Source organism: Shewanella oneidensis MR-1 (genome assembly GCF_000146165.2).
In the GTDB taxonomy this organism is placed as follows: domain Bacteria; phylum Pseudomonadota; class Gammaproteobacteria; order Enterobacterales; family Shewanellaceae; genus Shewanella; species Shewanella oneidensis.
In genome coordinates this window covers 3,701,695-3,714,109 of record NC_004347.2, presented here as the reverse complement: position 1 = coordinate 3,714,109, position 12,415 = coordinate 3,701,695, and the positions used below count along the sequence as shown (strand labels likewise).

11 protein-coding genes are annotated in these 12,415 nt (G+C 44.7%); 4 read left to right on the top strand and 7 right to left on the bottom strand.

Features of this window, described 5'->3' with window-relative positions:
* Positions 1–72 precede the first annotated feature (72 nt).
* From purK to dauA, 3 genes are all read right to left on the bottom strand, one after another.
* The gene (gene purK, locus SO_RS16615) at positions 73–1,170 is read right to left on the bottom strand and encodes a 5-(carboxyamino)imidazole ribonucleotide synthase (RefSeq protein ID WP_011073384.1); all 1,098 of its coding nucleotides are present in this window, start codon (positions 1,168–1,170) and stop codon (positions 73–75) included.
* Positions 1,170–1,661, bottom strand: coding sequence for a 5-(carboxyamino)imidazole ribonucleotide mutase (purE, locus tag SO_RS16610; protein ID WP_011073383.1), 492 nt, complete (start codon positions 1,659–1,661; stop codon positions 1,170–1,172). The genes purK and purE overlap by 1 nt, the downstream gene beginning before the upstream one ends.
* A gap of 262 nt (positions 1,662–1,923) precedes the next feature.
* Positions 1,924–3,678: a C4-dicarboxylic acid transporter DauA gene (gene dauA / locus SO_RS16605; protein WP_164925752.1), complete on the bottom strand. Its 1,755-nt coding sequence runs from the start codon at positions 3,676–3,678 to the stop codon at positions 1,924–1,926.
* 212 nt (positions 3,679–3,890) lie between these two features.
* Between dauA and SO_RS16600 the strand changes: the two genes are divergently transcribed.
* The 4 genes from SO_RS16600 to SO_RS16585 all read left to right on the top strand — a co-directional run bounded on the left by SO_RS16600 (position 3,891) and on the right by SO_RS16585 (position 7,902).
* Positions 3,891–5,756, top strand: coding sequence for a vWA domain-containing protein (locus SO_RS16600; protein ID WP_011073381.1), 1,866 nt, complete (start codon positions 3,891–3,893; stop codon positions 5,754–5,756).
* Positions 5,757–5,803: 47 nt separating this feature from the next.
* Positions 5,804–6,406: a sigma-70 family RNA polymerase sigma factor gene (locus SO_RS16595; RefSeq protein ID WP_011073380.1), complete on the top strand. Its 603-nt coding sequence runs from the start codon at positions 5,804–5,806 to the stop codon at positions 6,404–6,406.
* Complete coding sequence (locus SO_RS16590) at positions 6,399–7,148, top strand: hypothetical protein (protein ID WP_011073379.1); 750 nt, start codon at positions 6,399–6,401, stop codon at positions 7,146–7,148. Before SO_RS16595 ends, SO_RS16590 begins: the two co-directional genes overlap by 8 nt.
* A 217-nt stretch (positions 7,149–7,365) precedes the next feature.
* Positions 7,366–7,902, top strand: a complete 537-nt coding sequence (locus tag SO_RS16585; RefSeq protein ID WP_011073378.1) for a hemerythrin domain-containing protein — start codon at positions 7,366–7,368, stop codon at positions 7,900–7,902.
* An 81-nt stretch (positions 7,903–7,983) separates the two neighbouring features.
* Here SO_RS16585 and SO_RS16580 read toward each other — a convergent pair whose 3' ends face one another.
* From SO_RS16580 to SO_RS16565, 4 genes are all read right to left on the bottom strand, one after another.
* Positions 7,984–8,169, bottom strand: coding sequence for a DUF3545 family protein (locus SO_RS16580; RefSeq protein ID WP_011073377.1), 186 nt, complete (start codon positions 8,167–8,169; stop codon positions 7,984–7,986).
* Positions 8,170–8,384: 215 nt separating this feature from the next.
* A complete protein-coding gene (pgi, locus tag SO_RS16575; protein WP_011073376.1) occupies positions 8,385–10,022 on the bottom strand; it encodes a glucose-6-phosphate isomerase in 1,638 nt (545 codons plus the stop codon).
* A gap of 20 nt (positions 10,023–10,042) precedes the next feature.
* The gene (tal, locus tag SO_RS16570; RefSeq protein ID WP_011073375.1) at positions 10,043–10,999 is read right to left on the bottom strand and encodes a transaldolase; all 957 of its coding nucleotides are present in this window, start codon (positions 10,997–10,999) and stop codon (positions 10,043–10,045) included.
* Between the two features lie 244 nt (positions 11,000–11,243).
* Complete coding sequence (locus SO_RS16565) at positions 11,244–12,356, bottom strand: OmpA family protein (RefSeq protein WP_164925751.1); 1,113 nt, start codon at positions 12,354–12,356, stop codon at positions 11,244–11,246.
* Positions 12,357–12,415 lie beyond the last annotated feature (59 nt).

Here is a 12,415-nt window from a genome sequence, read left to right as displayed (position 1 = left end):
TATATAACAAACATTAAAATCCACTGATAAGGGGACAACTTAGTCCCCCTATCAGTGCTGAACGCTATTAAATTAGCTTTTTGTAAACTCAGCCAAAATCCAAGCGAGAGGTGCTTGATATTGGTTTGGCATCCACGTTTGTAGTGCACTAATGCTGTTTGTTAATACAGTCAGATTAGGCACCGAAAGATTTAAATGCCCGACTTTGCGGCCAGGACGTACTTCTTTGTTGTACCAATAGAGTTCTGCATTGGGCAAGCTTAACCAACGGGGATCGTTGTCGATACCAATCAGATTAACCATCACACATTGAAAGTTCACCTGTGGCTGTGGAATCGCAATCCCACACAAGGCTCTTAAATGCAGTTGAAATTGATCCATATGGGTGCCCGCTTGGGTCCAATGGCCGGAGTTGTGTACCCGCGGGGCTAACTCGTTGACCAGCAGATTGTCGCCAACACGGAAGCATTCCATCGCCATCACGCCGGCATATTCCAGCTCATGCATAATCGCACTGAGCATGGTTTCGGCTTGGGCTTGCAGATGATCTAAGCGTGCCAGTGGTGCAATCGATGCCATCAAAATGCCATCTTGATGAAGGTTAAGTGTTAATGGATAAAACACGCATTGGCCTTCACGGGTACGCACGCCGACTAAGGACACTTCTTCATCGAAGTTTATCGCTTGCTCGGCAATGGCTAAGTTGCGCCAATCATGGGGGATATCACCCGCTTCGGCTTGTTTTAGCCAATGCTGACCTTTGCCATCATAACCGCCAGTGCGGCGCTTCATTAAAACTCTTGGGCCAAACGCTTGATACAGAGTTTCGACCTTTGTGTGATCATCAACGAGTGACCAAGGTGCTGTTGGGACGTTAAGCTGATCGAGTAAGCTTTTTTGGCTATAGCGATCGGCTAAACGGCTAAAGACTGGGCCGTTAACAAAATGCGGATGGGTGCTGAGTTGTAAGCTTAAGGCGGATTCAGGCCACTGCTCACGTTCGGCGGTAATAATATCGTTTGGCGCGAGGGGTAAAATATCATCCGTTGGCGTCATTATATCCACGGCGCGAACATCAATCGCCAGCGGCTCACCTGCATGGGTTAGCATGGCACCGAGTTGGCCATTTCCTAATACCCAAACCTTAGGTTTTGTGCTTGTTTGAGTCATTAGACTTCCCTCGGATCGGGATTATCCAGCACAGCACGAGTTTGTTCTTCTCTGAAGGCGTCTAAACGAGCAGCAAGCGCTACATCGTTATTGGCTAAAATTTGGCAGGCGAGTAAACCGGCGTTAAAGGCACCAGCAGTACCAATTGCTAAGGTGCCTACAGCGATCCCTTTGGGCATTTGCACGATAGACAGTAAGCTATCCATGCCTGAGAGTGCTTTACTTTGCACGGGTACACCTAATACGGGTAAGCGAGTTTTAGAGGCGATCATACCGGGTAAGTGCGCGGCACCGCCCGCACCACCGATAATAATTTTAAAACCACGGTCAGCGGCACCGGCTGCAAACTCCATCAGTTTATCTGGCGTTCTATGGGCTGATACAACTTCAACATGGTAAGGCACTTGCAGTTTATCCATGATCTCAGCGGCGGCTTCCATTGTGGGCCAATCACTCTTAGAACCCATAACAACAGCAACAAGGGCTTGCATGATAACTCCTTAACTCACTAATTTTAATTATATTTCGACCTTGTTTCAGGTCTGGGTACAGTCGATGTTCCAAGGCCCTATTCGAGCTGGGAGCATCATGGCGCAGAATAATACCATGTAAAGCCCTATTTCTGACTTATTTGCGCGTAAAAATAGCGTCTTTAGCATGGATAAAGTGTTCGTTGAATTGAGCTAAATTAAGCCGATATCCCAAAGCCCAATGATGGGCTTTGGGAGCCTATGGCAATTAATCAGCCTTGGATTAATCGGTGGCTTCTGGAGTTGCCTCTAACTCGGGTGATGGTGCCTCGGTCAGGGCCTCACGCAGAGTAGGATAAAACTTTAATACCCCCTCAACAGGCTGAATTTTAGCTTTTGCTAAGGTACGGATGGGCTGGAACTGCAGATCGGTAATGAGCAACTTGGTTTGATTAAGTTTACATTTTTCAATTAGTTTACTGAGCGCAGCAAGGCCGCCTGCATCCAGAATTGATACCCCATCTAAGTAAAGTACAATCACTTGTTTATCTTGAGTGAGGCTGGCTATCTCGGCAAAAATGCGATCGGCCGCGGCAAAAAATAATGGACCATTAATTTTGAGCACGGCCCAGTCAGCGGGCAGAGATTGATCAACATAGCGTTTGTTACTGCTTATATCATAAAGCTTGGTCATCTCCGCGATTTCTTTCATAAACAGCAGCGCAGCTAAAATAATCCCCACACTGATGGCGATCACCATATCGAAAATCACCGTGAGTGAAAAACAGCTTAAAAACACCAATATGTCGCTGGTGGGGGCTGTTTTGAGTAAATGCACTGCTTTTGGTGCTTCACTCATATTCCAAGCCACTACCAGTAATAATGCGGCCATCGCCGACATGGGTAAATAGGCTAAAATCCCTGCGAGAGCCACGAGGCCAATTAGTACCACTAAGGCGTGGATCATAGACGCGATTGGACTTTGAGCGCCAGCTTTTACGTTTGCCGCACTGCGGGCAATTGCCGCGGTTGCGGGGATCCCACCAAAGAAGGGGGCGATAATATTGCCTATCCCTTGGCCAAGGAGTTCACTGTTTGCACTGTGGCGCTTGCCCGTCATGCCATCAAGGACTACGGCACAGAGTAGTGATTCAATTGCGCCTAACATGGCGATGGCAAATGCTGCTGGGAGTAAGGCTTGAAAGGCAGCCAGATTAAATTCAAAGGCTTGACCATTTGGACCTGTCTGTAGCCAAGGCCATTCAAAGTGAGGCAAGACTGCGGGGATACCACTTCCTATGCCGCCATCAGTTAATTGGTAGTGGAAACGTGTTCCAATGGTTTCAATCTCTGCGCCCATGGCATTGAGTATTAAGGCGAGGATACTGCCTAAGGCGATAGCGGGAAGGTGTGCCGGTACAGGAATTTTTAATCTAGGCCACAGTAACATGGTGGCTAAGGTAGCAGCTGCTATGAACAGGCTTGGTAGATGAAGCGATGGTAGCGCCTGCCCTAGCGCCATGAGTTTGGCAAAGTACTGCTCTGGCATATGCTCAATCTGCAGACCAAAAAAGTCTTTTAGCTGTAACGTGGCAATCACCACTCCAATACCAGCGGTAAAGCCTAAGGTGACTGATTCTGGAATGTAGAGAATTAATCGGCCTAGTCTTAGCATAGCCATGGCAACGAGCATCATGCCTGACATAACGGTGGCAATGAGTAACCCCGCTAAGCCAAACTGCTGCGCTATAGGATAGAGCAATACCACAAAAGCGGCGGTTGGCCCTGAGACGCTGTAACGGGAACCGCCCGTCATCGCAATGATAAAACCACCGACAATCGCAGTGTAAAGGCCGTATTGTGGCGGCACGCCGCTAGCAATCGCCAGAGCCATAGCCAGCGGAATAGCAATTATCCCGACCGTCAACCCAGCGAGAAGATCTTGTCCAAAACGTTTAAACGAATACCTATCTTTTACGCACGCTTCGTTAAGAGCGTGCGCAATTCTTAATGAAAACAAATGAGCAGAGTGTGACACGTGTGGGTCCATAAACGCGGCTTATTACAAGGCTCTATTCTAGAGTCCAGAAGAATATTCTTGTGTGATCATAGTTGCAAAAGAAGGGTAAGTGTCTTTGTTTTTAATAAATAGTATGCTTGGTCAATTAAATGTAGCAATTTCCTCTGCTGAAATAACCCTTTTGTACTTGAACTGCGTTTATGGGGATATACATCATTGAGGGTAAAGTTATGACACATCCATTACGTTTATTGAACACCCAACTCGTTTCCATCTCCTCACATAAAAAACGTCACAATGCAGCTGTTTCTGCCTTAACACTCGCCATTCTATTGGGGTTGAGTGGTTGTATTGATAAACAAACTGAATCGGAGAGTCGCACTGAATTAGCGACTCAAGCTAACGAGGCTGCAGAGCAGCAAGCTGCGCTTGTGCAACGTGTTGAGGCTGAACGGCAGGCTAAAATACAACATGAAAATGAATTAAGTGCAAAATCGCAGGATATGCGTGCTGAACATATGCCTTATATTGCTCAATATGCCGCTAGTTCTAGTGTAGCCGCCCCCGGGTTAAACGATGATTGGCAAGGGGCAGTGCTTCCTGAGCGTAATCAATTTGAAAAGCAAGTACAAAACGGCATTATGGTCGCGGGAGAAATCCCTGTATCGACCTTTTCAATCGATGTTGATACCGGCAGTTATACCACATTAAGGCGAATGCTAAAGGAAGGGCGGTTACCGCAGAAAGACACGTTACGCGTTGAAGAAATGCTGAATTATTTTTCTTATAACTACCCACAACCCAATAAAAATGAGGCGCCATTTAGTGTAACAACAGAGCTTGCACCATCACCTTATAATGATGACATGATGTTATTGCGTATTGGCTTAAAGGGATATGAGCAGAGTAAAGCTGAGCTTGGGGCGAGTAATTTAGTCTTCTTGCTGGATGTCTCTGGCTCTATGGCGTCTGATGATAAGTTACCTCTGCTGCAAACCGCCTTAAAAATGCTGACTCAACAACTGGATGAACAGGATAAAGTATCGATTGTGGTCTACGCGGGGGCTGCAGGCGTGGTGCTCGATGGCGCTGCAGGTAACGATATTAAAATCCTTACCTATGCATTGGAACAGTTAACTGCAGGAGGTTCAACCAATGGCGCAGAAGGGATCCAACTGGCTTATCAGTTAGCGCAGAAACATTTTGTTAAAGGTGGCATTAACCGAGTCATTCTCGCAACCGACGGTGATTTTAATGTTGGGACCACCAACCTCGATGAGTTAGTCGACTTGGTTGAAGTACAGAAAAAACATGGAATTGGCTTGACGACACTTGGCTTTGGCATGGGTAACTACAATGACCACTTAATGGAGCAACTTGCCAATAAAGGTAATGGACAATATGCCTACATTGATTCTGTGAACGAGGCTCGAAAAGTGCTGGTAGAACAGTTAGGTGCGACTTTGCTGACCATCGTCAAAGAGGTAAAAGTGCAAGTTGAGTTTAATCCCGCTTTAGTTTCAGAGTACCGTCTTATTGGTTATGAAAACCGCGCCTTAGCCCGCGAGGATTTTAATAACGATAAGGTGGACGCTGGGGAAATTGGTGCGGGTCATACCGTTACCGCGCTTTATGAACTTCGCTATGTTGAAACCGGTCATATGGCGAATGACAAACTCCGTTACGGTTATAACCCTGATACAGGCAGTGAAAAATATAGCCGTGACGAAATTGCCTATCTTAAATTACGTTATCAACTGCCCGATGCGAGTAAAAGCCAATTATTGACGTATCCGATAAGAGCCGATCAGAGCGTTAAAACGGTAAATCAAGCCAGTGATGATTTTAGATTTGCGGCGGCAGTTGCGGGATTAGGGCAGTTACTGAATCAAAGCCACTACTTGCATCAATTTGATTATAATAAACTTAGGGGGCTTACTCGTTCTGCACTGGGGGAAGATACAATGGGTTATCGACATGAGTTTATGCAACTTGTTGATACTGCAGCGCTGCTAGCGCAAACGAATCAAGTCCCCATTAAGAAATCCTTTGATGCAGAGAATAAACCTTTTCCACCTCAGGATAAACTTCATTAGCATGGAGTAACCTATTTATTCAGTTAGTTAACCAGTAGGGAGCTGTCATGGCACTGGCGATACCGCAAATTCATGCCCATGAGCATACCGATGAACAGTTAATGCAGCGCTATGCAAAGGGCGATGCCAAAGCGTTTGAGCAGCTTTACCTTAAACATAAAGGGGCGTTGTATCGCTACTTTGTGCGCCAACTTGGGGATAAACAGCTAGCCGAAGACTTATATCAAGAGACTTGGGGGCGGGTGATCCGTGCTGCAGCGAGTTATGAGCCGAGCGCTAAGTTTAATACTTGGCTTTATCGGATTGCCCATAACCTGTTGATTGATCATGTAAGAGCGGTAAAGCCAGTCGATTTAGTGAGTCATGATAATGGGGAAGGCCTCGATACCTTCGCGGGGCAAGCGCAGTCGCAGCCGGATGTACACTGGCTGGAGACACAAAAAAGTCTCTTACTAAAAAATTGTGTAGCCCTATTACCTCAAGTGCAGAAAGAAGCCTTTATTTTAAATATCGAAATGGGTTTTACCGCCGCAGTGATCAGCGATATTGCTGGTGTGACGTTAGAGGCCACGAAGAGCCGCATTCGCTACGCCTATCAAAGCTTAAAAGATTGTGTCAATGCTAAATGGCAGGAGGTTGGTCATGAGTAATTCCACTCTGTCATCCGAAGAACAGGCGTTACACCAAGAAGTCTCAGCTTGGTATTTCAGGCAAGCACTCGAAATGCCCCCCGAGAGACTTGACCAAGATATTTTACGATTAGCACAAACCCAATTGTCAGAAAGAAATGTAAGCCAGTTAACGCCCTCGGCAATGCCTATTTGGCGTCGTTTCCCTTGGGTGTTATCAAGTGCGGCCTCCTTAGTCATCGTCGTTGGTTTGGTGATGCTTAATCGAGGACAGTTTGAGGAAGACATGGGCGCGCCAGCCGCTTTGACCATGAGTGCACCCATGCCGGCTGCTCATGTAGCATCTGATGTGGCTGATGCTAAAGTGCAAGAGGCTGAAATGGCTAGCCAAGCTCGATTGGTAGAAGACACTGCTAAGCAAAATGCGCCAAAAGAGATGATGATGGCGCAAGCAAACATGGCAGCTGAAGAGAATATTCAAGCTAAGTCTCGGTCATTACCGCAAGTTGCTCGCGCACATCCTGAAGGAGATGTACAAGCCACCGCAAACACTGATACCGCAGCACTTATGTTGTCTCTAGCACGTTTGCAAGAGCTGATTGAATCTAAGCAAATTCAAGAAGCGTTAGCTTTAGAGCAAACTCTTGTTAAGCAGTATCCCGAGTTGTCACACATTAGCAGTGCGAAAGTTGCTGCGGATGATGCAAAGGCGATTGCTAAATTTAAAGCCTTGCAGCAACAGCTTCATCCATTGCGCAATTAACCTTTAATCAGTGGCGAGGTTTTGTTAGAGCCGACTCACTGATATTGATTAGTCTTATTTTGGAGCGTGATGTTGTTAATCGATACATGTTTTTACAGACAGTTATGTTAATTACTTGATCGTGGTCATAAAGCAAACAGGAATTCGCCTGTTATATTGGAGATCAATAAACGACTTGACTAGTATCAATAGTCAGAGCCCAAGTTCAGGAGGCGATATGCTTAGAAGACTCATGCATGATCATAAACATATAGCAGTGCTATTGAATGTCTTGAAAAACAAACAGATAAAATTAGTCGAAGGCGAACCCATTAATTTTATCGTAGTGAGAGACATTGTTGAGTATATGCAAGGATATGCTGAGCGTAGCCATCATCCTGTTGAAGACATTATTTATGCTTATTATTTGGCGCATAAAGCAAATGATGAAATTGATAAGCTCAGTGCCGAGCATCAAGTTGTGACGGCAGCGTCGTCAGCATTAATGAATACCCTGAACCTGATATTAAGTGACATTGTGGTTGCAAGGGATAAACTGATTGCCGATTTTGCCGAATATGTTGAATTACAAGAAAAACATATGCAAATGGAGGAGCGGGACATTTTCCCTTTGCTTGCTAAGACGTTAACCGAGCACGACTGGAAGGTGATAGAACAACAATGCCAAGCGTCTTTAATTGATGATCCGCTATTTCTTGACCGCGAGCAGCAAGCCTTCGATGACTTACGTTCTTATTTAAAAGATTCGGAATAGGGCTGGTGGGTAATCAAAACAGCATATAAAGAAAAAGCGCAAAAGCGCTTTTTCTTTATATGCTGTTAAGAAAACAACAGGTTATAACTGGATGGTATCTATATCGTAATCAAAGTTGTTATCAATTTCTTGTAATTCCTTGAGTAAACGATGTTTGTCCTTTAACGCCTCGATTTCGCGCCACTTACGTTTTTTATTAGAACCTCGTGAGCGGTCGGGTCTTTCTACAACTTCATCTAGCGCACAACCATAATCTAAACGATCCATGGTAACCTCCTGTTGTTGTATGTTTTGTCAGCAATTAAATAACATATTTTCGAAACAGGGTGCAAGAATTATGTTTCATTTGTGTTAACTTGAAATGAAGTTTGAATGATCTGCTGTTGATCTTGGCTATCACTTTAGAGATGGTTATTACTGATTTTTTAACCTTATTAACGAGATATAATAAAAAAGCCAGCACTCGCTGGCTTTTTGTTCGATCAGATTTTACCCCGTCGATAAAGGTTAATTAACCCATTACTCGATGCATCTAAGACCGTTGCCTCTTGATCCGCGCCAATACGGGTGAGTACATCATTGCCTAGAGTTTTACCCAGTTCTACGCCCCATTGGTCGAAGGAATTAATATCCCAAATAGCACCTTGAACAAAGGTTCTGTGCTCATAGAGGGCAATCAACGCACCTAAGGTCTCAGGTGTGAGCTTATCCATCAGTAAGGTGTTACTGGGTTTATTGCCCGACATAACTTTGTGCTTAGCAATAAGTAACTTTTCCTCATTGCTTAAGGCACTCTTACTCAATTCTGCTAGCGCTTCATCCAAGGTTCGTCCTTGCATGAGCGCTTGAGTTTGTCCAAAACAGTTAGATGCTAACTGATCATGGTGTTCTCCGATCGGATTATGGCTTTGCAGCGGCATAATAAAATCGGCTGGGATCAAGGCGGTACCTTGATGTAGCAATTGGTGGTAAGCGTGTTGACCGTTTGTACCTTCACCGCCCCAAATCACAGGACCTGTGCTGTAATCAACATGGGTGCCATTAAGTGTGACCGACTTACCGTTACTTTCCATATCAAGTTGTTGGAAGTAGGCTGGGAGTCCACGTAGGTAATGATCATAAGTCAATACCACATGGCTTTGAGCATTAAAGAAGTTACCGTACCACAGGGAGAGTAATCCCATGATAACAGGCATGTTTTCGGTCAAAGGTGCATTAGCAAAATGGGTATCCATTTGGTGAGCACCCTTTAGTAGTGCTCTGAAGTTATCCATGCCGATGAGTAAGGCAATAGGTAAACCAATGGCAGACCACAGAGAATAGCGCCCTCCAACCCAATCCCACATCGGGAAGATATTATTGGCATCAATACCAAAACCTGTTGCTTTAACAACATTAGAGGTGACTGCGGCAAAGTGCTTAGCAACATCCGACTGTGAACCACCTTTCGCTAAAAACCAAGCTTTAGCGGTTAAAGTATTGGTTAGCGTTTCTTGCGTACCAAAAGACTTTGATGACATGATAAACAGTGTCGTTTCTGGATCGAGCAACTTGAGTTTTTCGCTGATAGAAGTGCCATCAACGTTTGCCACAAAATGGCAATTCAGACCAGTAATCCAATAGGGGCGTAATGCTTGAGAAACAATTTTAGGTCCGAGGAATGACCCCCCGATGCCGATACTCACGATATCGGTAATTGCTTTACCTGTATAACCTTTCCATTGTCCTGAAGTGACTGAAGTAACAAACTGTTGCATCTTGTTCAGCGTTTGCTGTACTTCAGGAACAATATCTTGACCTTCTGCAATGATGCATTGCTCTGCTGTGTTACGCAGTGCTGTGTGTAATACAGCACGCTTTTCGGTGGTGTTGATTATATCACCGGCAAACATCGCTTTAATCTTAGCGTCAAGCTTTGCCTCTTGTGCCAGTGCAAACAACAAGTTCAGTGTTTCTGGTGTTGCTCTATTTTTGGAATAATCTAAAAATAGGCCGCAGCTTGAAAGCGACATTTTGGTAAAGCGTGCAGGATCCGCTGCAAATAACTCACGCATATGCGGAATATCTTGGCTATGGGCCGATAAAGCCTGCCAGGTTGTGCTTTGGGTCAAGATGGTCATCGAATTGTCTCCGAAGGTACTTAGTTTGCCAGTTTTGCCTTGAGCATGACTTCGAGTTTGCCTTGGTCGATAGCAAAGTTACGGATACCTTCAGCTAACTTATCGACAGCCATCGCATCTTGGTTGAATTCCCAACGGAATTGCGCTTCTGTTAATGGTTCCGCTACGGCAACTGTTGTGCTAGTTGGGACAAGTTTTGGCTGAATAGCCAGCTGAGAATTAGCTAATTCTTCAAGTAATGAAGGACCAATTGTTAGGCGGTCACAGCCTGCTAACTCAATGATTTCACCAATATTACGGAAACTTGCACCCATTACCACAGTGTTATAGCCATGCTGTTTGTAGTAGTTGTAAATTTCAGTGACTGAAACGACACCAGGATCGTTCACTGCGTCATAATCTTTACCTGTATCTTTTTTATACCAATCGAGAATGCGACCTACAAATGGAGAGATTAAGTACACGCCTGCTTCAGCACAAGCCCGTGCCTGCGAAAAGCTGAATAGCAGCGTTAAGTTACAGTTGATACCTTCTTGCTCCAATTCTTTGGCGGCACAAATGCCTTCCCAAGTTGATGCAAGTTTGATCAGAATACGAGATTTATCTACACCAGCTTCTTGATACAGACGGACTAGCTTGTGCGCTTTAGCGATAGATTTTTCTTTATCGAAGGATAAGCGTGCATCAACTTCAGTTGAGATTCGACCTGGAACGAGTTTTAGAATTTCGACTCCAATGTTGACAGCTAGTTTATCGCTGGCATCATCAATCTGTTGCTCAATATCAGTACTTTGTAATTTAGCCCATGCGATGGCATTGTCGATTAGCGCGCTATACTCAGGGATTTGTGCAGCTTTTAAAATGAGTGATGGGTTAGTGGTTGCGTCTTCTGGTTGATAGCGCTTGATTGCTTCAATATCGCCAGTATCGGCCACAATAGTAGTGTATGACTTGAGTTGCTCTAATGTATTTGCCATGAAAAACATCCTTCTCAGATAGCGGTCAAAACTCAGAAATGAACTGATGACTATTAGAAGCGATTTTGCCAACTTTTCCAACCATCAATGTAAAAAAATTACAAAAATGGTAAAACTATATCGTTTCCCGCTGAATATTGTGTTTGTAGCACTATCAGCTCAAGCGCCATCAGATTAGATAGTGTAGATGCCGTAAAAACAAAAAGTCGCTGCAAGCAGCGACTTTTTAATTCTAACGGTGCAATTACTTCAGAACAGGTTGTTTTTCAGTAGTTGTCACGATAGCTTCGATGCGGCGGTTAGCTGCATGAGCTTCTTTTGAATTACCAGCTACTAAAGGCTTAGTAATACCGTAACCATTTGAGGTTACACGGCTTTGGCTAATACCATACTTTTCGACAAGGATCTTAGCAACAGCGTCAGCACGCTTGTCAGACAGAACCATGTTGTATTCTGGTTTACCTACGTTAGAAGCGTGACCCGCGATTTCAACTGTGAATTCTGGGTTTTTATTCATGTAGTTAGCCAATCTTTCGATATCTTTGTAGTACTCTTTCTTCACTACAGCAGAATCGTTAGCAAATTGGATTGAACCTACATCTTCTTGCTTCTTAACGTTTTCATAGAGAGTACAGCCAACAGAGTCAACTTTGTGAGTTGCTGGCGTCGCAGGGCACTCATCTTTATCGTCATAAACACCATCGTTGTCTGAGTCAACTGGTGCCGCTGCAACTACCGCTGCTGCAACTGGTGCTGCGGCTGCTGGTGTACCAAAACGGTAGCTTAGTTCTAAGCCCCAGTAGTTGCTGTCAGCTTCAATGGTGTTGAAGTCTGTGTCGTCTAAGTTTTCATAACGACGATATTTAGCTTGTAACTTCAGGTTATCTGTGAAGTTATAACCTACGCCTGCACCGACGTAAGGTGCAAAATCGTTAGAGCTGTATGAGCTTGAAGTTGTGCCAGTATGTTGGCTGTTTTCTAAGGTGTAGTACATTGCACCCGCTTCAGCAGATAGGCTCCAACGGTTACCCAGTGGCCATACACCAACTAAGCCCAGAGTTGCACCTTTAACGCCTGCATCATTGCTAATGCCACCAGTAGTCCAGTCAGCACTACCTAGATCACGATAGCCGATTTCTGCACCAAAGTAGTCATTAAACATATAGCCAGCGAAGATGTCCCATGCGTATGGGTTGTCATCGCCGTTGTCAGTTGCAATGTGTTCATAGTTATTAACGCCTAAACCTGCGCCAACATACCAAGGTGTTAATTCCTGAGATGCGCTGGCAGCAAGTGGAAGCATTGATGTAAGCAAAACTACTTTTAATGTGTTCTTCATCATTTTCTCTAAGTCCATTGTTTATGATTCTCCACCAAAAATTTGCTTTGCAGGTTTTATGCAAAACATTGCTAGCA